The sequence below is a fragment of the Winogradskyella haliclonae genome, from assembly GCF_014635865.1.
Taxonomy (GTDB): Bacteria; Bacteroidota; Bacteroidia; order Flavobacteriales; family Flavobacteriaceae; genus Winogradskyella; species Winogradskyella haliclonae.
Window position 1 is genome coordinate 101,364 of record NZ_BMDQ01000001.1, and the last position, 23,812, is coordinate 125,175.

At 33.1% G+C, this 23,812-nt stretch carries 17 protein-coding genes and 1 riboswitch; of the genes, 4 read left to right on the plus strand and 13 right to left on the minus strand.

The features are described from left to right. Positions 1 to 48 precede the first annotated feature (48 nt). The 6 genes from metF to IEV10_RS00520 form a co-directional block, all read right to left on the minus strand. A complete protein-coding gene (gene metF / locus IEV10_RS00500; protein WP_188372735.1) occupies positions 49 to 1,005 on the minus strand; it encodes a methylenetetrahydrofolate reductase [NAD(P)H] in 957 nt (318 codons plus the stop codon). Between the two features lie 2 nt (positions 1,006 to 1,007). Next, entirely contained in the window at positions 1,008 to 3,689 is a 2,682-nt protein-coding gene (gene metH / locus IEV10_RS00505; protein ID WP_188372736.1) for a methionine synthase, read from the minus strand. Next, a complete protein-coding gene (locus tag IEV10_RS00510) occupies positions 3,689 to 4,690 on the minus strand; it encodes a homocysteine S-methyltransferase family protein (RefSeq protein ID WP_188372737.1) in 1,002 nt (333 codons plus the stop codon). The genes metH and IEV10_RS00510 overlap by 1 nt, the downstream gene beginning before the upstream one ends. Then, positions 4,687 to 5,754, minus strand: coding sequence for a homoserine dehydrogenase family protein (locus IEV10_RS14300; protein ID WP_229719551.1), 1,068 nt, complete (start codon positions 5,752 to 5,754; stop codon positions 4,687 to 4,689). Before IEV10_RS14300 ends, IEV10_RS00510 begins: the two co-directional genes overlap by 4 nt. Next, a complete protein-coding gene (locus IEV10_RS14305) occupies positions 5,717 to 6,733 on the minus strand; it encodes an alpha/beta fold hydrolase (RefSeq protein WP_229719552.1) in 1,017 nt (338 codons plus the stop codon). Before IEV10_RS14305 ends, IEV10_RS14300 begins: the two co-directional genes overlap by 38 nt. Positions 6,734 to 6,808: 75 nt before the next feature. Next, entirely contained in the window at positions 6,809 to 8,113 is a 1,305-nt protein-coding gene (locus tag IEV10_RS00520) for an O-acetylhomoserine aminocarboxypropyltransferase/cysteine synthase family protein (RefSeq protein WP_188372738.1), read from the minus strand. A gap of 138 nt (positions 8,114 to 8,251) precedes the next feature. Then, positions 8,252 to 8,374, minus strand: a riboswitch (SAM riboswitch). Between the two features lie 292 nt (positions 8,375 to 8,666). Here IEV10_RS00520 and metK point away from each other — a divergent pair. Then, positions 8,667 to 9,923 (plus strand): methionine adenosyltransferase, encoded by a 1,257-nt coding sequence (metK, locus tag IEV10_RS00525; protein ID WP_188372739.1) that lies wholly within the window; start codon positions 8,667 to 8,669, stop codon positions 9,921 to 9,923. Positions 9,924 to 9,980: 57 nt separating this feature from the next. Here the strand turns inward: metK and IEV10_RS00530 are convergent, their stop codons facing one another. From IEV10_RS00530 to IEV10_RS00560, 7 genes are all read right to left on the minus strand, one after another. Further along, positions 9,981 to 11,537, minus strand: coding sequence for a M20/M25/M40 family metallo-hydrolase (locus IEV10_RS00530; RefSeq protein ID WP_188372740.1), 1,557 nt, complete (start codon positions 11,535 to 11,537; stop codon positions 9,981 to 9,983). Between the two features lie 126 nt (positions 11,538 to 11,663). Next, complete coding sequence (locus IEV10_RS00535) at positions 11,664 to 14,444, minus strand: TonB-dependent receptor (protein ID WP_188372741.1); 2,781 nt, start codon at positions 14,442 to 14,444, stop codon at positions 11,664 to 11,666. 36 nt (positions 14,445 to 14,480) lie between these two features. Further along, positions 14,481 to 15,317: a GLPGLI family protein gene (locus IEV10_RS00540; RefSeq protein ID WP_188372742.1), complete on the minus strand. Its 837-nt coding sequence runs from the start codon at positions 15,315 to 15,317 to the stop codon at positions 14,481 to 14,483. A 91-nt stretch (positions 15,318 to 15,408) separates the two neighbouring features. Next, a complete protein-coding gene (locus IEV10_RS00545) occupies positions 15,409 to 16,239 on the minus strand; it encodes a GLPGLI family protein (RefSeq protein ID WP_188372743.1) in 831 nt (276 codons plus the stop codon). 109 nt (positions 16,240 to 16,348) lie between these two features. Further along, complete coding sequence (locus IEV10_RS00550; protein ID WP_188372744.1) at positions 16,349 to 19,198, minus strand: carboxypeptidase regulatory-like domain-containing protein; 2,850 nt, start codon at positions 19,196 to 19,198, stop codon at positions 16,349 to 16,351. 147 nt (positions 19,199 to 19,345) lie between these two features. Continuing rightward, positions 19,346 to 20,251, minus strand: a complete 906-nt coding sequence (locus IEV10_RS00555) for a GLPGLI family protein (protein WP_188372745.1) — start codon at positions 20,249 to 20,251, stop codon at positions 19,346 to 19,348. A gap of 2 nt (positions 20,252 to 20,253) precedes the next feature. Beyond that, positions 20,254 to 20,628 (minus strand): hypothetical protein, encoded by a 375-nt coding sequence (locus tag IEV10_RS00560; RefSeq protein ID WP_188372746.1) that lies wholly within the window; start codon positions 20,626 to 20,628, stop codon positions 20,254 to 20,256. A gap of 126 nt (positions 20,629 to 20,754) precedes the next feature. Between IEV10_RS00560 and IEV10_RS00565 the strand changes: the two genes are divergently transcribed. The 3 genes from IEV10_RS00565 to IEV10_RS00575 are packed head-to-tail and all read left to right on the plus strand — an operon-like array spanning position 20,755 to position 23,811. Continuing rightward, positions 20,755 to 22,296, plus strand: a complete 1,542-nt coding sequence (locus IEV10_RS00565) for a sensor histidine kinase (protein WP_188372747.1) — start codon at positions 20,755 to 20,757, stop codon at positions 22,294 to 22,296. After that, positions 22,289 to 22,972 (plus strand): response regulator transcription factor, encoded by a 684-nt coding sequence (locus IEV10_RS00570; RefSeq protein WP_188372748.1) that lies wholly within the window; start codon positions 22,289 to 22,291, stop codon positions 22,970 to 22,972. Before IEV10_RS00565 ends, IEV10_RS00570 begins: the two co-directional genes overlap by 8 nt. A gap of 56 nt (positions 22,973 to 23,028) precedes the next feature. Further along, positions 23,029 to 23,811, plus strand: a complete 783-nt coding sequence (locus IEV10_RS00575) for a hypothetical protein (RefSeq protein ID WP_188372749.1) — start codon at positions 23,029 to 23,031, stop codon at positions 23,809 to 23,811. Position 23,812 lies beyond the last annotated feature (1 nt).

Below are 23,812 nucleotides of genomic sequence, written 5' to 3' on the forward strand. Positions count from 1 at the left end.
GATATAAGTTGTCTTAAATGTTAAGCTAATCAGAAGCATACGTTAAGATTAAAAAACAGCTTCTGCTACTTTTTTTACATTGCTACTTTTTCCCATAGAATAATAATGTAAAACAGGTATACCAGCCTTTTGCAACTCTTTTGATTGTTCAATACACCATTCGACACCTACTTGCCTCACCTGGCTATTGTCTTTGCACTTAATAATTTCAAGAATTAAATCTTGAGGTAAGTCTACATGAAATCTGTGTGGGATTAAATTTAATTGCTTCTTTGTGGCTATGGGCTTTAAGCCAGGAATTATTGGCACTTCGATACCTGCATTTCTACATTTTTCTACAAAATCGAAATACTTCTGATTGTCAAAAAACATTTGTGTTACAATATATTCGGCGCCTTTCTTAATTTTTTTCTTTAAAAAATGAATATCACTATCTAAACTAGGAGCTTCAGCATGTTTTTCTGGATAGCCGCCTACACCAATACAAAAGTTGGTTTTACTACAATTTTCTAATTCATCATCTAAATAAATACCATTATTTAAATCTGAAATTTGACTCACCAACTCGCTTGCGTAAGAATGGCCATCCTTTTCGGGTTTAAAATAAGTTTCATTTTTTACCGCATCTCCTCGAAGTGCTACAACATTATCAATACCCAAAAAATCAAGATCAATTAAGAAGTTCTCAGTATCTTCTTTCGTAAAACCTCCACATAGTATATGAGGTATTGCATCTACACTATATTTATTTTGTATCGCAGCGCAAATACCTACTGTACCTGGGCGTTTTTTTACAATCTGTTTTTTAAGCAAACCATTTCCGACATCTTTAAAGGTATACTCCTCTCGATGATAAGTGACGTCTATAAATGGAGGATTAAATTCCATCAATGGATCTATATTGTTAAAAATAGACTGAATATCTTGACCTTTTAATGGTGGTAATATTTCAAAAGAAAACTGCGTGTTTCCATTTGCATTTTTTATATGTTGAGTTACTTTCATAATTAATCTACTAGATTTGGGTTTAACCACTTTTCAGCCTGTTCTATACTTATTTCTCTTCTATTAGCGTAATCTTTTAATTGATCTTGGGTAATTTTACCTAAGCCAAAATACTTGGCTTCTTTGCTTCCAAAATAATAGCCACTAACACTTGCAGCTGGCCACATTGCTAAGCTCTCTGTGAGCTTTACACCAATGCTTTTTTCGACATCCAATAGCTTCCAAATTGTATTTTTTTCTAAATGGTCAGGACAAGCTGGATAACCAGGTGCTGGTCTTATACCTTTATAGTCTTCAGCTATTAATTCTTGATTAGACAAGTTTTCACTTGAGGCATATCCCCAATGTTTTGTTCTTACTTCTTTATGCAAATATTCGGCAAAGGCCTCTGCCAAACGATCAGCCAAAGCCTTAATCATAATGGAATTATAATCATCGTTATCAGCCTCAAACTGCTCTGCTAATGCCTTAGTACCAAACCCTGTTGTTACACAAAATGCACCTATATAATCTTGTATTCCAATTTCTTTTGGCGCAATAAAATCAGCTAATGCATGATTTGGAATACCCTCTCGCTTTTTGAGTTGTTGTCTAAGCGTTAAAAAAATATTCTGAAGTTTTCCTTGTTCATTATAGACTTCTATATCATCATCATTTACCGTATTAGCAGGAAATAATCCAAATACAGCTTTTGCTTTTAGGAGTTTTTCATCAAAGACGCGTCTTAATAATTCTTGAGCATCAGCAAATAGTTCTTTGGCCTGTTTACCTACAATTTCATCTTCTAAAATATTTGGGTATTTACCATGTAAATCCCAGCTTCTAAAAAAAGGGGACCAATCGATATAGGCCTCAAGTTTTTGAATATCAAATTCTTCGATAACTTGAATTCCTATGTGCTTTGGCTTTACTATTTCATTGGCTTCCCAATCAATTTTATATTTATTCTTTCGAGCGTCTTCAATTGACAAATAGTCTTTTCGCTTTCCACGAGTTAAAAATTGCTCACGAAACTTATGATACTCTTCTCTTATTTGATTCTTATACAATATATTATTCTCTTGTAATAAATCTCCAACAACAGTAACAGCACGAGATGCATCGTTGATATGAATAACCGTATTTTGATAATGTGGTGCTATTTTTACAGCCGTATGAGCTTTGCTAGTTGTTGCGCCGCCAATTATTAATGGGATTTTAATCTTTTGCTTTTCTAATTCTTTAGAGACGTATACCATTTCGTCTAAAGACGGTGTAATTAATCCACTTAGGCCAATAACATCGACCTGTTCTTTTATAGCAGTTTCAATAATTTTTTCTGGCGGCACCATAACTCCTAAATCGATAATCTCATAATTATTGCAACCCAACACCACACTAACTATATTTTTACCTATGTCATGAACATCACCTTTTACAGTTGCCATTAAAATCTTACCTGCGCTTTCTACTTTTCCATCTTTCTCTTTTTCAATGAATGGCTGCAAGTAAGCCACAGCTTTTTTCATTACACGAGCTGACTTTACAACTTGTGGCAAGAACATTTTTCCACTTCCAAATAAATCGCCTACAACATTCATCCCAGTCATTAAATGCCCTTCAATTACTTCAATTGGTCTAGAAACAGATTGTCTAGCTTCTTCTACATCTTCAATTATATAAGTATCTATACCTTTAACTAAGGCATGAGTTATTTTGTCTTGCAATTTATCATTTCGCCATTCTTGAACGGTTTCTACATCTCCTTTCTTATTGCCTTTTACAGTTTCAGCAAAGTCTAATAAACGTTCAGTAGCATCATCTCTTCTATCAAATAGTACATCCTCAACTCGTTCTAAAAGTTCAGCATCAATCTCATCGTAAATTTCAAGCATTGTTGGGTTTACAATGCCTAAATTCATTCCATTTTTTATAGCATGATACAAAAATGAAGAATGCATGGCCTCTCGCACGGCATTATTTCCGCGGAAACTAAATGACACATTACTCACACCTCCAGAAACATTAGCATATGGCAAGTTTTCTCGAATCCATTTGGTAGCGTTAAAGAAATCTAATGCATTTTTTCGATGTTCTTCCATTCCTGTTGCTACAGGAAAAATGTTAGGGTCAAAGATGATATCCTGAGCTGGAAAACCAACATCATTAACTAAAATATCATACGAACGTTTGCAGATTTCAATTCGTCTCTCGTAAGTATCCGCTTGTCCTTTTTCATCAAAAGCCATAACAATTACTGCAGCACCATAACGTTTTATTAACTTGGCTTGATGTTTAAATTGTGTTTCACCTTCTTTTAGGCTAATAGAATTTACTACGCTTTTACCTTGCACAACTTGCAAACCTGCCTCTATGATTTCCCATTTAGAACTATCAATCATAATAGGCACTTTTGCAATATCTGGCTCTGAAGCAATAAGATTTAAAAAGGTTGTCATCGCCTGCACACCATCGAGCATACCTTCATCCATATTAACATCAATGATTTGTGCGCCGCCTTCCACTTGGTCTCTAGCTACACTTAAGGCTTCTTCAAACTTCTCTTCTTTAATAAGCCTAAGGAATTTACGAGAACCTGTAACATTTGTACGCTCACCAACATTAATAAAGTTAGATTCTGGAGTCACTACAAGAGGTTCTAGACCTGATAGGGTTAAATATTTTTTACAGTCACTATCTGCCATTATGCTTCAACTTGTATTTGCCTTGGTTTGTATTTTGATGCCACATTAGCAATTGCTTTTATATGCTCTGGATTTGTGCCGCAACAGCCACCAATAATATTTATTAAATCGTCTTTTAAATAAGCTTCAATATAACCTTGCATTTCTTCTGGAGTCTCATCATACTCACCAAATGCATTTGGTAAGCCCGCGTTTGGATGTGCTGAAGTGTAGAAGTTTGTTTCGTTAGAGAGTCGTTGTAAATAAGGCAGTAATTGTTCTGCACCCAATGCACAATTAAAACCAACACTTAATAACGGAATATGCGATATTGAGGTTAAAAATGCTTCAACCGTTTGGCCAGAAAGCGTTCTACCTGAAGCATCAGTAATGGTACCTGATACCATAATTGGAATATCAATATTTTTTTCTTCCTTGACTTCTTCAATAGCAAATAACGCTGCTTTTGCATTTAGTGTATCAAAGATGGTTTCGACTAAAAGTACATCTACACCACCATCAATTAAAGCCTCAACTTGTTGCTTGTAGGCTTTTCTTAACTCTTCAAAAGTGACAGCTCGATATTCGGGCTTATTTACATCTGGTGATAAACTTGCTGTACGATTTGTTGGCCCAATGCTTCCAGCCACAAATCGAGGTTTACTAGGGTTTTGACTTGTAAATTCTTCAGCTACTGTTTTTGCAATTTTAGCTGATTCGTAATTTAATTCATAAACCAAATCTTCCATATTATAATCAGCCATTGCGATTGTTGTACCAGAAAATGTATTGGTCTCCACAATGTCTGCACCCGCTTCAAAATATTGTCTATGCACATCTGCAATAGCTTCGGGTTGTGTTATTGATAATAAGTCATTATTACCTTGTAAAGGAGATGGGTAATCTTTAAATCGTTCTCCTCTAAAATCTTCTTCAGTAAAACTATGTCTTTGTAACATAGTACCCATAGCGCCATCTAGAACTAGAATTCTTTTTTGTATTTCTTCTTTTATCCTACTCATAAGGTATTAGCTATCTTAATAATATCTGAAAACAACCCTCTTGCTGTTACTTCTTTTCCTGCTCCAGCGCCTTGTATCACCAATGGTCTATCATTGTAAGATTCGGTATATATTTCAAAAAGTGTGTCTGTGCCTTTTAATTGTCCTAATGATGTTTGACGTGATTCAGAAACTAATTTAACATTAAAAATATAGTTTTCAACATCTAATTCACCGATATAACGTAAAACCTTATCACCATTTTGCTCTGATTTACTTTTATGAAAAATTGGATTTAGCTCAGTAATACGGTCATTAAATTGTTTTAAAGTCGTTTTTCCATTTAACGTTTTAGGCACTAATGATTGGATTTTTACATCAGAGAGATTACTCTGTAAGCCAAGTTCTCTTCCTAATATCAATAATTTTCTAGCGACGTCTTTACCAGACAAATCATCTCTTGCATCTGGTTCTGTATAACCTTTCTGTGAAGCATCTTTCAGAACTTCAGAAAACTCAATATCTTCATTAGAAAAACGGTTAAATATATAACTCAAAGAGCCAGAAAAGACACCTCTAATTTTCTTAACTTTTTCACCTGATTGATTTAAATTTTTAATTGTCTCGATAATCGGTAAACCGGCACCGACATTAGTTTCGTAAAGAAAGTTGCTTTTTAATCTTGCTAGTTTTTGTCTCAGGATTTTATAAAACTCATAATCTAATGTATTTGCAGCTTTATTTGCTGCTACAATATGAAAACCCTTGTCGATAAAAAATGGATATTCTTTTACAAATGCCTCACTAGCTGTAGCATCTACAATAATAACATTCTCCAATCTAAATTGTGATACAATTTCTTGAATAGAACTAATCGAATAACTCCTTGATTCCTTATTAAATAGAGATTGCCAATCATGACCTAAACTTTTTGCATACAGTCCTTTTTTTGAATTACAAACAAATGGAATCCTTAAATCTATATTATGTTTTAATCTCAAATCAGGTTTAAAATCAATCAATTGATTGATTAAGGTAGACCCGACATTACCTATTCCGAATATAATTAAGTTGACTTCTGTCATCTATACTAAGTTTTTGTTTAAAAATGGGAACTAATAATTTTGAAAGTTGTTGATATTCTATTAAAAAGGCATCATGCCCATGAACAGATTTAATCTCACCAATAGTTACATTTTTTTTAATTGATTTAAGCTCTACAAACGTATTCCAGTTTTCTTCAGGTTTAAAAAATAAATCTGTGTTGATAGTTATAATATGTATACTTCCTTCAATGTTCCGAACTACATTCTTGAGCTCATTTATGTGATCAGCAACATTAATAGTTTTCAAAATTTGATTCATCATTTTATAGGCAGAAATCTGAAAACGTCTCGATAATTTCTCGCCATGATGGTTAAGCCAAGTCTCAACATTATGAAGAAATCTATCTGCTTTTGTTCTATTAAACTTTTCTGATAAAGACTCAGGAGTTCGGTAAAAAGTCATGGCATGCAAACGAGCATCAGCTATTGGGTCAAGTGAGTTTTCTAAAATACGTTCTTGAACAAAACAATTAGCAATAAGCCAATCCGTGGCTTTCCAATCTGAAGCAATAGGAATGATATGCTCTGCTAATTTTGGCCGCAAAGACGCTAACTCCCATGCAATACCTCCTCCAACCGAACCTCCAATTACAGCAAATAATTTTGAAACTTGTAAACTCTGTAAGCCTATAGCAAACAATCTTGCGATATCTTTCGCTGTAAATTCTTTATAATATTCCACAAAATGCTCCTTAGTTTTACCAAAACCATTACCTGGAATATTAAAAGATAGTATGGTATATTGAGAAGTATCGATAATTTTCCCTTTTCCGACGATAGCATTCCACCAACCGTTTGCTCCAGTTACTTGTGAATTTCCTGTCAATGCATGATTAACAAGGACAATAGGCGCCTTATGTAAAGGTCTTCCAAAATCCTGATAGCTTAACTTTAGACTTATACTACGTCCTGAGTTTAACTCAAAATGGTCTATCTCTATATATTTAAGTGAATTCATAAAATAGTTTTAGAAAAAATTGTATCAAGTTGTGTGCATTGAAACACACAACCTGATATACTAAACACTAATCAACTATAAATTAAGACTACATGCTTTTGGGGTTCCAACGGAAATAAAAGCTGCCTTTAAATCTGCTTTTAAATCCTCAACATCCTCAATACCTACTGAAAGCCTCACTAAATCTTTTGTTACACCAGTACTTTCTTGCTCTGCATCTGTAAGTTGTTGATGCGTTGTACTAGCTGGATGAATAATTAAAGATTTTGTATCTCCAATATTAGCCAATAGCGAAAACAGCTTAGAAGTATCTGCTACATGCTTGGCCGCATCAAAACCTCCTTTGAGACCAAATGTTACAATTCCACTTTGACCATTTGGCAGGTATTTATCCGCAAGAGTTTTGTATTTACTAGTTTCTAAACCTGGATAATTAACCCAAGCTACTTCTTCTTGTTGCTGTAGCCATTTTGCCAAATTCAATGCATTTTCACTATGTTTTTTAATCCTTAACTCTAAAGTTTCTAAACCTTGGATAATCTGGAATGCATTAAAAGGACTTAAAGCACCTCCATAATCTCTTAAACCTTCAATACGCACTTTAGCTATAAATGCGGCTGCTTCTAAAGCTTCAGAATAAATTAGTCCGTGATAACCTTCAGATGGCTCCGTAAATTCTGGAAATTTTCCGTTAGACCAATCAAAAGTACCAGCATCAATGATTATTCCTCCTAATGCTGTACCATTTCCATTAATATACTTTGTTAAAGAATGAACAACAATATTTGCACCATACTCGATAGGATTGAGTAAAAATGGTGTAGCAACTGTGTTATCAACAATAAGTGGTACCTTAAATTCTTTAGCTTCGTTGGAGATTGCAGCAATATCTAAGACATCTAGTTTTGGATTACCTAATGATTCTACAAAAAATACACGTGTATTTTCTTGAGCTGCATTTTTAAAATTCTCAGGATTTGATGGATCTACAAATGTTGTTGTAATCCCATGTCTTGGGAGTGTCACCTTCAAAAGATTGTAGGTACCTCCATACAAACTACTTGATGCAACTACATGATCACCAGCTTTAAGCAAAGTGAGTAATGCCGTAGAAACTGCCGAAGTTCCAGAAGCTGTAGCAACTGCAGCAATACCACCTTCTAGCGCAGCTAAACGTTGTTCTAAAACATCCGTAGTAGGGTTATTAATTCTTGTATAAATATTTCCTGTTTCTGCTAAGGAAAATAAATTAGCAGCATGGTCAGAATCATTAAATACATAAGCTGTTGATTGGTAAATTGGAACTGCTCTTGTTCCGCCATTTAAGTTGACATCATGTCCTGCGTGCAACGCTTTAGTTGCAAATTTTTGGTTACTCATTTTTCTAATTTTTTTGAGTTTAAACAATACTTAAAATCATCTCGAAAACAAACGAGATATATAGCTTCTTTCGAGGCTAGCAAATAGAAAAATGTTATAAAGAAATTATACGCAATTGCTAATGAGCAATTGATTTTTTGGTTATCTATCTCGAAAACGAGAAATGATTCGTCTTCAAAGTAGAATTTAGCACCTTCTTAGTAAGTCTAAGGGTTGCTAAGGCTTCAACGGGTCTATTCCCTTCACCTTTCTTGATAACATTTCAAAAAGTTGATTGAACTTTCTGTACAAAGATTCAATTATAAAAATTTAAAATCCAAATCTTTTTTTGACTTTATCATTTTTTAACATTTTGCATTTTAATAATTACTTAAGAAGATTACGCTTCTTAATTTGATATAAATGTGTACTTTTGCACCGAAATAATTAAGAGGAATGATTTGACTGATTGCAACCTCTGGAAAAAATTGCTAAAGACAGTGTTATGCTTTCCATACTATTGCGTCAAATCTTCATAAAATAGAATCTCGATAATCGAGCAAAATTAAAATATATGGCGTATTTATTTACTTCGGAAAGTGTTTCTGAAGGACACCCAGACAAAGTAGCAGATCAGATTAGTGATGCTTTAATTGATAACTTTTTAGCGTTTGACAAAAACTCTAAAGTCGCTTGTGAAACCTTGGTTACGACTGGACAAGTTGTATTAGCCGGAGAAGTAAAATCTGACACTTATTTAGATGTACAGCAAATTGCAAGAGATGTGATTAATAAAATTGGTTACACTAAAAGCGAGTATATGTTTGATGGGAGTTCTTGCGGTGTTTTATCTGCAATCCATGAACAATCCCCAGACATTAATCAAGGTGTTGAAAGAGCTAATCCCGAAGACCAGGGTGCTGGTGACCAAGGTATGATGTTTGGTTATGCCACTGACGAAACCGAAAACTATATGCCCTTAGCTTTAGAGCTGTCTCATAGATTGCTAACTGAATTGGCTGAATTAAGACGCGAAAATAAAGACATTACCTATTTGCGACCGGATGCTAAATCTCAGGTGACTATTGAGTATAGTGATGATAATATACCGCAGCGTATTGACGCCATTGTATTATCAACACAACATGATGATTTTGATGCTAGTGACGATATAATGTTGGCTCAAATTAAAAAAGATATAGTCACTATTTTAATTCCTAGAGTGGTTGCTAAATTACCTGCACATATTCAAAAATTATTTACAGACGATATTACCTACCACATTAACCCAACTGGTATTTTTGTTATTGGAGGTCCACATGGTGATACAGGCTTAACTGGTCGTAAAATTATTGTAGACACTTATGGCGGAAAAGGTGCGCACGGTGGTGGTGCTTTCTCAGGAAAAGACCCAAGTAAAGTTGATCGATCAGGTGCATATGCCACAAGACACATTGCTAAAAACTTAGTCGCTGCTGGATTGTGTAAAGAAGTATTAGTACAAGTAAGTTATGCTATTGGTGTTGCAAAGCCAACAAGTATTAATGTTGAAACTTACGGTACAGCAACGGTTGATAAAACCGATGGTGAAATTAGTAAAATTGTAGAGTCTATATTTGATATGCGTCCATATTTTATTGAGCAACGCTTAAAATTAAGAACGCCAATTTATTCTGAAACTGCTGCATACGGACATATGGGACGTACACCAGAGATAAAGACATTAACATTTAAAAACCCAATGGGACAAGAAGTTACCGAAATTGTCGAGACATTTACATGGGAAAAATTAGACTATGTCGATAAAGTAAAAGCTGCTTTTGATTTGTAATTGAAATCTGCTGATATAGATATATAAAAAGCCTTCTCAATTGAGAAGGCTTTTATTTTAATTTCTACCACCATCACGGTTTGGTGAACGAGGCGAAGGCCAAGTCCGTTGTTTACCTGTTCTTGGGTTTATTGGTAACACTATCTGATCTCTGGATGTTTTCTCAGCATCTTCAGATGCCATATAAGCTAAAACTGCTGTTAATATGGCATTATTTCTTACATCATCAAAAATAATCTTATCGTAAGTATCCCTGTTAGTATGCCAAGTATAATTCCAATAAGACCAATTTAAAGCACTTAAATTAAACGCAGGTGCACCTTTAGCTAAAAACGACGCATAGTCTGAGCCACCTCCACCTGGTAAACCAGGAAACGTTGTTTCTATGTGCTCTGTAATATCCTTTGGGACTGCGTATAACCAACGTGATAAATAATCGTATGAGTTTAGAAATCCACCACCTGAAATTCTAACTACACGACCAGTACCATTATCTTGATTAAATAATGCTTGTAATCCATCGACAACATCAGGATGATCTTCTACAAATGCTCTAGACCCATTAAGTCCTTGTTCTTCACTTCCCCAATGCCCTGCAATAATTGTACGCTTTGGATTTGGATAATGTTTTTTTAATAAACGCATAGCTTCCATCATCACTAAAGTACCTGTACCGTTATCTGTAGCTCCTGTTCCGCCATCCCAAGAATCGAAATGAGCTGATAATATTATGTATTCATCTGGTTTTTCAGAGCCTTTGATTTCTGCAATGGTATTAAATGTTGGCACACGTCCTAATTCCTTTGATTCGGCAACAATTTTTAGTTTTGGCGTATGCCCAGATTCAGCGAGGCGGTAAAGCATTGTATAATCCTCTAATTCTAAATCTACTGTTGGAATTTTCTTTGTACGTGCGCTAAATATTTTATTAACTCCAAAACCTCTAGACCATCTACTAGCTACTATTCCAGAAGCACCAGCATCTTCTAATGCAACAATAATTGACCTTGTATTATATCCTGAACGTCCAATATTGGCTCGCCACTCTTTAGTTTGTGTATCTCTTTCATCTTTCATTTTTTGAAAAGATTCTTCTGTAGCAAACTCTTCCCAATTATAATCTGGTCGACCTGTTGGTTGTTTCATTGATATTAAGACCAGCTTTCCTTTTACATTAGGTAACCATTTCTGAAATGAAATAGAATCTTTAATATTCTTAGGCAACGTAATAACTTCTGCGGTAACTCCCTCTGAACCTGTACTTGGATTCCATGCTAATTGAGTACCTTTTAAAGATTGTACGCGCGGCTCTAGCATATCAATATGCGTGATACCACGTTCCCAACCACGCCATTCTCCCCATTTTTCTTTTTTTGCATCGATACCCCATGACTTATATTTTTCTATCGCCCAATTATGTGCATTGAGCATCTGTGGTGTACCTACTAATCGCGGACCTACCACATCCATTAGCTCATGTCCGATACTCTTTAATTGAGAATTTTCATTAGCTTCTTTTACTATACCTTTAATAACTGAATCTTTGTCTTGAGCATAAGTAACACTTAGGTTAAAAAGAAAAGCTAATAAGAATAGTCCTAAAAATCGTTTCATAATTTTGGTTTGAAAAGTTAGACCAACAAATTACAATATTTGTATCACATCTAAAATCTATAAAAGTTAAAAGCTCACAATGCATAATGTATTATGAGCTTTTGTTTATTATATCAAGAGCAAATATTATAAAGTATAAATAGCTCTAAACGTTATAAAACGTGGTTGTAAAAATGTAGCTGAATTAGATACAGAAAAATTACCAACATTGTTATTGATATTAGCATCAATATTTAGTATGTTGTTTGCTCTAATCTCATATTCCCATTTAGCATCTCTATTTTTTCTGTACCCTAATCGAGCACTCCAAGTCGTGAAAGATTCCGATTCTCCCTCAACATTTTGATTATTATATGCATAATCAGTAACAAAAGTAACCGAGTCCCATATATACGCATCAAAACGAATAGATGGCGCATTAGTTATAATTTTCGTGTTTCTTGAACCTTGATTATTATTACTAATGCTATATTGATACCTAAGTCTTACATTGGGTGCTTCTCTGAAATTTGTACGTATTTCTGGTCTGTACGATTGAACAAAACTTTCATTTTCTGATTGTCTTCCTCCTACAAACTGATTACGTAAACTATAATTAAATCGAGCAAATATTCCTGTTCTTATTTTACCAAATCTCTTATTCCAAGAACCAAAAGCCGTCAGGGTTTCATCTGCAAACTGTGAATTAAAAAATGTACTAGTAGTAATTACGTTATCAAAATTAGCTATGGACCTAATTTGATCTATATTCTTATTATAATTAACTACAGCAAACACATTAGTATTATTGAACAGGTTAAAGCTTCTATAATTTAAAGATAAGTTATGAGAGAGTCCATTTTGTAATTCAGAATTACCATAGGCTAAGGCGTCAAAATTATTAAGCACCAATCCTTCGGCAAGGTTAGTCACATCCGTAAATTGATTACTCATTCTATAGTTGAATTGAAGACTTTCTGATTTTTTGAACTGCACTCGAGCTTCAAACTCTGGCAATACCCTAAAAAAATTATCTTTAAATCTAGTTCCAAATTGTGTGTTTTGATTTCCATAAGCATGCACAGATACTCCGGGTCTAAATGTAAATTTACCTGTTCTCACATTGTAACGCGTTGCTAGATACACATCACTAAAATTGTATTGAGTATCATTTACTGCGGCTAGTGAATTACCATCTAAGTCATCAATTGTAGGGTTTGCATCTTGTATATTAGTAGGGTCATTTTGATCTAAAAATTGAAAAATATTAGAATTAAAATCTTGACGACTTACTATTGTTCCTAAGGTAAAACTGATATTACTCTTAGGGTTTAAAATATTGTAATAATCTAATTTTGCGTCTAGCTGATTAGATTTTACACGTTGATTTTGACCAAGATTATAAAAATTCAAACTTCTATCTAATCCTAATTGTTCTGCTGTTTCATCATAAGCATCTTCGTCTACTGCCGGTGGAATATTACCAAAACCATTATCATTATTTGTCGGATCATTATTTAAAAACGCATCATAAAATGGGTCTTCGTCTTTAATTAAATGTTGAGCCTCAAAAGCAAAAATATTATTCTCATTAAGTGTATAATAATAGTTTAAGTTTTGATTAATGCTAAACGGAGTTACTTCATCTAATTGATTAGTAGTACCTATTACTGATGAAATCTCAGTTTGGCGTTCTTCATCTTTAGACAAACTCGCAAGCACATCATAATCTAACTGGTTATTAGCATTGGGTTTATAGGATGCACTTAACTTGACTAAGCCTTGATCAGAGGCCTCCTTACCTGTATTGATTGTCTCTTCGTCAGGGATACCTAAATCTGGATCTGTATAACGTATAAAACTCTCTTGTCTTGTTCTTAGTCTTGTGGTATTGTAAATTAAAAATCCACTTAAGTCTAAAGCTTTATTTGGTGAATAACTGAAGTTGGTTGCCAATAATTTTGACTCCACTTCCTGGGCTCGTGCTGCAGTCGTTAATCCGCCCAAACCATTATTGCCCAAATTAAGGTTTGTGCCACTATCTCGACTTGGTGCTCTAAAACCACCACCAAAGTTTCTAACATCTCTGTTAGACAATGCTGGCTCACCAATATTATTAATGTCACCAATAACATTAACACTATATTTTGGGCTGTAATAAAACAACTTAGGCTGGACCAAATACAACTCATCGTTTGGTGAAGGTGCAGAACCTACACCTGCAGTGATATCTCCAAACCAGAAGTTTTCTTTGCCTTCTTTAAGCTTAATATTTATAGCTACACTATTTTGATTGTTTTGTACGCTTCTTAATTGTCCAACTTCAGAGAAATTACGTAAAACCTCTATTTTATCTACTGCGTTAGAAGGTATATTTTCTGTAGCTAATTTAGAGTCGCCATCAAAAAAGTCTTTTCCATTAACGGTGACTTTTTGCACCACATTACCTTCGACTTCTATTTGTCCATTATCATTAATCTCTACTCCCGGAAGTTTCTCAAGAACATCACCTAGTTTTCGTTCTGAGCCATTTTTAAAAGAATCTGCATTGTAAACAATAGTATCACCTTTTATGGTTACAGGCATCTCATATGTTAATTCAACAGCATCAAGTGCGTTATCTAATGCCATTACAAAATCCTTTTTAATATCTACTTCTTTAGTCTCAAAAACCATGTTAATGGTTTTCATACCAATATATGTCACTTGCACATTGTACTTGCCATTTTTACCAAGTGCAATTTTATACTCGCCTTTAGCATCCGTAATTCCATAAGATTCCAATGCTTTTGTCTCTTGATTTATGGCAATAACATTAGCAAGCTCAAGAGGCTGACCAATACTATCCTTTACGACTCCAGACATTTTAACTTGCGAATAGGAGCTTATTACTACTATCATTGCTAGCAGCGTTAATATTTTTTTCATGATGTGGTTTGTTAGTATTTTTGAGTTTGATGTAGATTAGTTTCGACCACGACCTCTACCGCGACCTCTATTATTACGGAATTCTTCCATTTTATCAGTAGTGATTTTTGTGTATTCTTCTTGGGTAACAACATCTCCCTTTTCTGGTTTCTTAATATTCTCTTTGTCTTTCGAATTCATTACTATTTTAGTACAAAGTATAGTAGTATTCCCTGCATTTACTTCTAAAATCAATCCTGGTAAACCCCAATAATTATCAGGCCCTTGATTAACTGGCACTTGTGGTGTATACCATGCAACAACATCAACTGTACGCCCTGTCTTTTCTTCTTCCTGTTTGTCTTCACCTCCTCTTGGGCGCCTAAAACTTGACATATCAAAACTTGTATCAGGAACTGTAGCTGTTGCTTTAAAAACTGTATACTGCCCTATTTGTTTCGATTCTTTTCCCATTGTCCATTGTATAGGGCTTAAATCATCTTTTATTAAAAATTGTTTCCCAAAAAACTCTTGATCTACAAGTATTTCTTTTGATTTAATGTTTTTATATTTTGGACCACTAGTTAAGCTACTTGCAAAGGCGCCAAAACCACCTCTACCGCCTTGGGCTTCTAATTTTTCTTCTTCTTTATATATAGATTCTTCTCTATTAAAGACTAATACATACCGCTTTTCAAGAAAACTTTTCATTCTCTCTTGAATACGTTTCATCTGCTCTGGACTTGGTTGCTGTCCACCTCTACCAAATTGACTAAAATCCATTGTTGTTTTTGTCTGGTAGTACGCTTTTCCTTGGAAATCTTGACCAAATGTTGAACTACTTAAACAGATTGCTAATACTAGGATAAGTGATTTAAATACTGATAATTTCATTTTTGAATTGCTTTAACTTAATGTTATTTACATTAAGACTAGCAAATAGACAAAAAGTTAAATCGGACTTTGTTAAACTTGAGTTAAAGAATTAACCACGTCGTCGACCTCGATTATTTCTAAAATCTTGCATCTTTTCTATAACAGTAGCTTGGTAATCTTTTTTGTTGATTTCCTCACCTCGTTTTGGTGCTTCAATCTCAATAGTCTCCTTAGGATTGATTATAATTTTAGAGCATAACATAGTGGTATCATCCATACTAACTTCTAAAATTAATCCAGGTAATCCCCAAAACTCTGATGGCCCATGACTAACAGGGATTTGTGGAGAATACCAGGCTTCAACCTGTGTCATTTTTATTTCTGGTTCTATAACTGCTCCGGTAGAATCTTTTTGTGGAGTATTTCTTCTCATTTTATCCCAAGAAAAATTATACCATGATAATTCGTCTGATGGTATTAAAGCCATAGCCTTAAAACAGGTATAATTCCCTATTTGCTTTGTTTCAGAACCCATTTTCCATTCTATTTTTTGAAGCTTATCTTTTACTAAAAACTTCTTCCCATAAAACTCTTGGCTTTGCACTAATTGATTATCCTTTACATTTTTATACTGATCGCCTTGAGCAAAGTTTTTTCCCCAAGAATCAGTTGCTCCAGACATGGCGTCTAATTTTTCATCTTCTTTAAAAAAGGATTCGGTTTTATTAAATGTTAAGACATACGTTTTTTCCAACCTATTCTTCATACGTACTGCAACTTGCTTTTTTTGAGCCTCGCTTAATCTTGCACCCCAACGCCCTAAATCCATTTTAGATTTTGAAAAGTAATATGCTTTGCCTTGAAATTCTTGGGCTTCGCCTTTAAAGGAAAAACCTACTAAGATTGTTAAAACACCTAATTTGAAAAGAATTGATTTCATGATAATGTAAAGTTGATATTATTGTTTAACAAATTTACGTAATCATTAAACAAAAATCATTCTGTTTACCAAAACATTAACAGACATATCTCATTTACATCTTTACACTCTACAAGTCATAACGCAATCTAAATGTTATAAATCTTGGTTGAATGAATATCTGATTAAAGCTTGTTGAAAAATCATTTACATTATTCTGATCTCTAGAACGTGTATTTAAGAGGTTAGTGGCTCTAATCTCGTATTCTAATTTAGAATCTTGGCTTTTTCTATAAGATAGTGTAGCATTCCAAAAATCGAAAGAATTTAATGTCTCGCTTTCATTACTGATGCGAGTATAACTATAATCTGTTTTAAATGTCAATGATTTAAAGATATATGCATCAAATTCGATAGAAGGTGCATTTGTAACGAACTTAGTATTTCTAGTCCCTTGATTATTATCTGCCACTCCATATCTATAGGCTAACTGAACATTCGGGGCTGTTCTGAAATTGGTTCGTATTTGCGCAAAATAATTTTGATTATAGTTTTCGTTTATTGTTGGCACTCCTAAAAACAACTGATTAAACTTATTATAGGTAAAGCTACCGCCTATAGTTCCCGTTATTCTTTTAAACCTCTTTTGAAAATTTCCATTAGCAGTTATCGATTCATTATCTACCGGAGAATTAAACAAAGTCCTTGTTCTTATAACACTATTAAAATCAATATCACTCTGCACTTGATCTATACTTTTTGTATATGTGATATTAGCAAAAGCATTTGTGTTATTAAATTGATTAAAACTAGAATAGCCTAAACTAGCAACATGCAAAAGTGCATTATCTAGAACTGGATTACCGGAGAAAGGAGAATTAAAATTATTTAGCACTAATCCTTGAGCAAACTGTTTGACATCATTAAACTGTGCTCTCATATTATAACTTAGCCTTAAGTTCTCACTCTTTTTTAATTGAATCCTTGCTGAGAAATCTGGTAAAATACTGAAAAAGTCATCATTAAACTCATCTCCAAACTGCTTGTTATTTACTCTATAAGCATGCAAATTAAACCCTGGCGTAAAGGTAAATATGCCTGTTTTAAATTGATAATGTAATCCCAGATAAACGTCTGAGAAATTGTATTCTATATTATTAGTATTAAGTCCATCATTAATTAATGGCGTTGGAATAAACTCAGGACGATTTGAATCTTCTGTATTACCCAACAACTGAAAAAAGTCAGAATTAAAACGTTGACGACTTAAAATAGCACCTAAAGTAAGATTGATATTACTTCTTTCAGTAAGGACATTCCAATAATCTATTCTTGTATCTAATTGATTTGATTTGACACGTCGTTCTTGAGATAAGTCATAGTTATTAAAACTCCTATCTAAACCTAAATTATCAGCAGTAATATCAAAAGCATCAGCATTAGGGTCATCATTATTAGCTGGATTATTCTCTAGTATAGCATTATAAAATGGGTCTTCATCTTGAATTAAGTATTGCGATGAAAATGCAAAAATATTATTTGTATTTACAGTGTAATAATAGTTTAAACTTTGTCTCACGCTAAATGGAGTAGCATCCCTAAATTCATCTGTATCACCAGTTACAGTGGAGAAAAAATCTTTAACTTGGGATGTTTTTGATAAACGTCCTTGTAAATTATACTCTAATTGGTTATTTGAATTAGGCTTATATTTTCCACTGAGTTTTAGCAAACCCATATCTGAAGCCTGTTGTGTTTGACTAAGGCTTGCCTCATCTGGAGGTGTATTTAGAGATTCATCTATTGGTGTATTAGGATTATCTTCAAATTGTACATATTGTGTAATACGATTCAATCTTTGCTCTATACGACTACTAGAAAATATACCAAAACCATTAATATTTACTTTTTTATTTGGTGAATACGTGAAGTTTGCTGCACCAAGTTTGGTATTTACATCTAAAGCAGCATTATTCTGCAAGGCTAAAAATCCTAGATCATTACTTCCTAAATTAATATTTGTACCACTTGAAGTGCTTGGAGCTCTAAACCCACTATAAAGTCTAAAAAGATCACCTCTATTTAATACAACTTCTCCAATATTATTAATGTCCCCTATAAGATTAATACTATATTTTGGACTGTAATAAAATAGTTTAGGCTGAAAAATATAGAGGTTATCTCCTTTTAAAGTAGAGCTAGAAGGTAATCCAGCATTCACAGCAACACTACTGTTTGTTATATCAAAATCACTAGATGACCCTGCGCCTGCAGTAATATCACCAAACCAAAAATTCTTTTTACCTTCTTTAAGTTTAATATTTAAAGCTATATTATCAGAATTATCCTGAACGCCTTTAAGCTGATCTACCTCAGAAAAATTTTTCAAAAGCTGTACTTTATCTACCGCATTAGCTGGTATGTTTTTAGTTCCTAATTTTGTATCTCCATCAAAAAAAACTTTTCCGTCCACCATTAACTTTTGGATTGTTTTGCCTTCCGCTTTAACCTCGCCTGCTTCATTAACTTCTATCCCTGGCATGTTCTTTAATAAGTCACCCAGTTTTCTATCAGTAGGCTTCTTAAACGAGTCTGCATTATAAGTTATAGTATCTCCATCTATTTTTACAGGAATTTCGTAGGTCAGTTCAATTTCATCTAACAGATTGTCTTCCTTTAGAACAAAATTTTTAATAGCGTCTACCTCCTTTGTTTCATAAGTATTGCTGATGGCTTTATATCCTATAGAGCTCACTTGCAATACATACTTAGTATTTTTCTCTAGATTAAGTTTGTATTTACCTGCTTCATCTGTAATAGCAAATGATTCAAGACCATTTGTCTCTGCATTAATAGCTACAACATTAGCAAGTTCTAATGGATTACCGATACTGTCTTTTACAGTTCCATTTATTTTAATTTGTGCATAAGAGGAGTTAGCCACTATGAATAATAACATAGCAGTATAAATATATTTCATAGGATACTGTTTATTGTGATTTAATGATTAATGAAACATCCATAACTTTGTTTTATGAATTAAAAAAGACTTATTACGGATGTTCCATTTATTTTGAAAGATGATATGCTATAGAATAAAAATATAGCGCCATTTATTATAGTTGGATTAGCCTCCAATTCTTATCATTTGTACGCCCTCACCGTTCCTACCTCTTCTAGATCTGAATTGTTCCATTTGTTCTTCAGACTTTTTTCTTATGATTTTATCATACTCTTCTTGATTAACTTTTTTTCCTTTTTTTGGTTCCTTAATCTCAAATCCGTCTTTTGGGTTAATCTCTATCTTACTGCAAACTGTAGTAGTTCTGCCATCATTAACCTCAAGAATCAACCCTGGAAGACCATGATAGATACTTGGACCAGTACTTACCGGTATTTGAGGTGTATACCAAGCAGTAACTACTACTGTAACCTCTTTAGTTTCTGGCTCTTTCTTTTCTTTATCATCTTCATCTTTATCATTAATACTAAAACTAGTAACTGTACTTACTGTTTCCGTTCTTGTGAATGTCTTGGTAGCTTTGTAACAAGTATATTCTCCTATATTCTTGGTTTCATTTTCTAATTTCCAGTCGTGTTCTTGGAGTTCGTCTTGTATTAAAAATAACTTCCCAAAAGTTTCACTAGAACTTGTATATCTTTTTTCTTTAGTATTTTTATATAGTACATCACCTTCTCCTCCATTAAAACTAAACGAGATATTGACACCACTAGAATTAGGTTGTGGCGCTGCTAGTTTTTCTTCTTTTTTATATATAGACTGCTGCTTATCAAAACTCAACTTATAGGTTTGCTGAGACCCTTTCTTTAATTGCGCTATGATTTGCTCTTTCATTTCTGAAGAGATACTAATGCCATTAGCTGATGCTTTTTTACTAGTACCTATAGCAGTACTATCTATATCTATACCCAATTTTGTTAGCGTCTTGTATGTAGCTACACCTTTAAATTCTTGTGCATATGTTGTACTTGTCAACAGTACAACTAATAATAGTTTAACTATAATTTCCATATTTATTTATTTTTTGATTGATAGTATTTGATCGCAGCTTTTCTAAGTTTTGTGACATTTTCAAGAAAAGTTTCTTTATCACTAGTATTGCCCTTTATTTCATAGCTCATACTAGACTTAAGACCATTAGACATTTTTTTACCATTACACTTAATTTTAAAAGTTAAGTCTTCACCCTCAGTGGTTTCATCTAACAACTGTTTAAAATCTTCAATTGTAAATGTAGACTCTATCTCTTCAATCGAATCTACTTCTACTTCAATTTTTACATTTTCCACTTTTACGTCATTGTCTTTTACTTCACCTTTAAGATTTAGAGATTGCCCAAAAATCGATGCAGAAAGGCATAATGCTATTACTGTAATTAAGTTTTTCATTTTATTCTTTTATTTTTTGATTAGTACACCACAAATATGACAACTTGTTCTTAGTTTTAAAGTTAATCAACGTTAACGTCTGTTAACCGATTAGTCTAGATTGAGAATAACATCTACTTTTGAAGTATGAATGATAAACGCTATAAATATATATTGTATACAATTACGCTTGTAATTATTGCTACAATAGGTATTCAGATTTATTGGAACTACAAAAACTATCTCACCAATAAGCAACAACTTATTAATGATGTACAAGTAAGTTTGGATAAAGCTGTAGACGACTATTATGCAAATCTGGCAAAAGAAACACGTGTTGGCTTTTCTTTTGAAGAGACATCTACAGATAAGATATTTGAAGAGGATAGTCCTTTTACTAAAATATTAGAAAACATAGACGAAAAAAATGGTACAATTAAGTCCATTGACTCAATTGACACAAGTGAAATAAAAAGTCTAGCCGTATTTACAGGATTTAGTGCAGACTCCTTAATGAGAGAACATAATAAGCAACGTAAATCCATTTCTGCAGATTCAATTAAGAAAACTTTAGAAGATATAAGACAAACACAGCCTTCATTTGATGCCTCGGATATACAAATGCTTTCTACAAAAATATTTATATCAATTAAAAACGATTCTTTAGATGTTAGAAAGGTTAACAAATTTCTTATTGAAGATTTTAAACGAAAAAAAATAGAGCTAGACCATCATTTAGCATATTTCGAAAAAAAGCCTGATAGTTTATTACAAATTCGTATGAAAGAGTTAACAAAGAATTTACCACAAAGTGAGCATGAAAATTATGATTTACAGGTTGAGTCTAAGTCTACTTTTTTACCTGAAGGCAGTTTATTAAAGTTGAGTTTTGACAATGAAACCTTTAATATCCTTAAGCGTAGTTTTAGTGGCATTCTTATATCTACCTTTTTAGTTTTGGCAGTAATAAGTTGCTTATTTTATCTTCTAAAAATCATAAACCATCAGAAGCAGCTAGCCGAAGTTAAAAATGATCTAATTAGTAATATAACACATGAATTTAAAACACCTATTGCCACTATTGGAGTTGCACTAGAAAGCATCAACAACTTTAATGTAATAGAAGACCAAGAAAAGACGAAAAAATATATAGACATGTCTTCTAACCAGCTTACTAAACTCAATCTCATGGTGGAGAAGTTATTAGAAACAGCGACGCTTGATAGTGAAAGCTTAGACCTCAACAAAGAAGAGATAGATATTGTAGCCTTACTAACATCGCTAAGCTCAAGATACCAAGCGCATAATACAACTAAGACCATACAAACAAGTTTCAAGATTGAATCCTTAAGTGCCAAGGTTGATATTTTTCATTTTGAAAATGCACTGAATAATATTTTAGATAATGCTATAAAATATGGTGGTGACATAATTACTGTGGATTTGATTCCGAATAAAAACAGCTTTAATATTAATATTTCAGATAATGGCACTAGCTTAACAAAAGCAAGTAAAGAACGTATTTTTGAGAAATTTTATCGCGTACCAAAAGGTAACAAACATGATGTTAAAGGTTTTGGTATTGGCTTATATTACACCAAAAGTATTGTTGAAAAGCATAACGGAAATATTAGCTTAGACCTTAATAATAAACTCACCACTTTTAAAATAGAATTACCAAATGGCTGATCCTATAAAAATATTATTAGCGGAAGATGAAGCCGCGTTAGGACAAATTATAAAAGAGAGTTTAGAAACTCGAGATTTTGAAGTTTTACTTTGCGAAGATGGCGATAAAGCTTTTAAAACCTATAAAACTGAAAGTCCCGAAATTCTGGTTTTAGATGTAATGATGCCAAAAAAAGATGGCTTTACTTTAGCTAAAGACGTTCGTAAAATCGATGATACTATTCCTATTATTTTCTTAACCGCTAAATCTCAAACTCAAGACGTTGTCGAAGGCTTTACCATTGGCGGTAATGATTATTTAAAGAAACCTTTTAGTATGGAGGAGCTCATTGTTAGGATACATAACCTCATTAATAGAACCAAGCTTCAAAAAACAGCAGATGTATTAACTATTGGTGATTATACGTTTGATTTTCCAAAACAATTATTAACCTATAAATCTGAGGAAACGCTTCAGCTAACGCATCGAGAAGCGCATCTTTTATTTCATTTAATTAAAAATAAAAACAAAGTTTTAGACCGTTCTTTAATATTGAATAAACTATGGGGGACAGATGATTTTTTCTCAGCTAGAAGCATGGATGTCTTTATCTCAAAGCTCAGAAAAAAACTAAAACAAGACGACCGTATTCAAATATTGAATGTTCGAGGATTTGGGTATAAACTAACTGTTTAACGATTCTACTTATGGCTTAGTGATTGTGGTTTGATTTTTGTACTTTTCAAATCACTATGAAATCTTTGTTTTATCTTATTTTTTGTTTTTCATTTTTTGCTTTTGCCCAAGATGAGATTCAACTTCAGTTTGAAGCATCTATAGACTTAAAAGCCAAAGATGTTTTTGGCGTAGATACTTTTGGCACACTATATTACTCTGATGACAACCAGAGTTTTTATAAAAAATCGGCAGATACAACTATTAGCTATGCTAATTTTCAATTAGGCAAAATTACCTCAGCCAACACCTTTAACCCATTAAAAATAAATCTGTTTTACCAGGATTTTAATACCGTAATTATTTTAGACAACCGATTAGCAGAAATCACTAAAGTAGATTTCAATACAATACAAGACTACAAAAACGTATCATTTGTTTCTACTGGCTATGACAATACACTTTGGCTTTTTAATCAAGACTTACAACAACTTGAGTTATATGATTACCTAAATAATAAGACTCGTGTAAAAACTGTGCCTATACAGTCTCAGGTATTAGATTTAAAAAGTGATTATAACTACTGCTACTTACTTACAGAGAAACATCTTTATATATACAGTTATTTTGGAAGTTTAATCCATAAAATTGAAAACAAAGGCTATACAGAAATGGCATTTAGCAAAGCTAATCTAGTTTTAAAGAAAGAGAATGCGTTGTTTTTGCTACCAAAAAACAGTATTACTATAAAACCATTAAAAACTTCAGATTTGTTAATAAATCAGTTTTTGGTAACCAATGAAACCTTGTATATTTACAACGACGAAAAGCTACGTCGCTACCAATTAAAATCACAATAAA

Coding starts and splice junctions, on each gene's coding strand:
- IEV10_RS00565 (WP_188372747.1), top strand. CDS start 20,755: ATGAATGATAAACGCTATAAATATATATTGTATACAATTACGCTTGTA.
- IEV10_RS00545 (WP_188372743.1), bottom strand. CDS start 16,239: ATGAAATCAATTCTTTTCAAATTAGGTGTTTTAACAATCTTAGTAGGT.
- IEV10_RS00560 (WP_188372746.1), bottom strand. CDS start 20,628: ATGAAAAACTTAATTACAGTAATAGCATTATGCCTTTCTGCATCGATT.
- IEV10_RS00555 (WP_188372745.1), bottom strand. CDS start 20,251: ATGGAAATTATAGTTAAACTATTATTAGTTGTACTGTTGACAAGTACA.
- IEV10_RS00510 (WP_188372737.1), bottom strand. CDS start 4,690: ATGAGTAGGATAAAAGAAGAAATACAAAAAAGAATTCTAGTTCTAGAT.
- IEV10_RS14300 (WP_229719551.1), bottom strand. CDS start 5,754: ATGACAGAAGTCAACTTAATTATATTCGGAATAGGTAATGTCGGGTCT.
- metH (WP_188372736.1), bottom strand. CDS start 3,689: ATGGCAGATAGTGACTGTAAAAAATATTTAACCCTATCAGGTCTAGAA.
- IEV10_RS00520 (WP_188372738.1), bottom strand. CDS start 8,113: ATGAGTAACCAAAAATTTGCAACTAAAGCGTTGCACGCAGGACATGAT.
- IEV10_RS00570 (WP_188372748.1), top strand. CDS start 22,289: ATGGCTGATCCTATAAAAATATTATTAGCGGAAGATGAAGCCGCGTTA.
- IEV10_RS00540 (WP_188372742.1), bottom strand. CDS start 15,317: ATGAAATTATCAGTATTTAAATCACTTATCCTAGTATTAGCAATCTGT.
- IEV10_RS14305 (WP_229719552.1), bottom strand. CDS start 6,733: ATGAATTCACTTAAATATATAGAGATAGACCATTTTGAGTTAAACTCA.
- IEV10_RS00530 (WP_188372740.1), bottom strand. CDS start 11,537: ATGAAACGATTTTTAGGACTATTCTTATTAGCTTTTCTTTTTAACCTA.
- metF (WP_188372735.1), bottom strand. CDS start 1,005: ATGAAAGTAACTCAACATATAAAAAATGCAAATGGAAACACGCAGTTT.
- IEV10_RS00575 (WP_188372749.1), top strand. CDS start 23,029: ATGAAATCTTTGTTTTATCTTATTTTTTGTTTTTCATTTTTTGCTTTT.
- IEV10_RS00550 (WP_188372744.1), bottom strand. CDS start 19,198: ATGAAATATATTTATACTGCTATGTTATTATTCATAGTGGCTAACTCC.
- IEV10_RS00535 (WP_188372741.1), bottom strand. CDS start 14,444: ATGAAAAAAATATTAACGCTGCTAGCAATGATAGTAGTAATAAGCTCC.
- metK (WP_188372739.1), top strand. CDS start 8,667: ATGGCGTATTTATTTACTTCGGAAAGTGTTTCTGAAGGACACCCAGAC.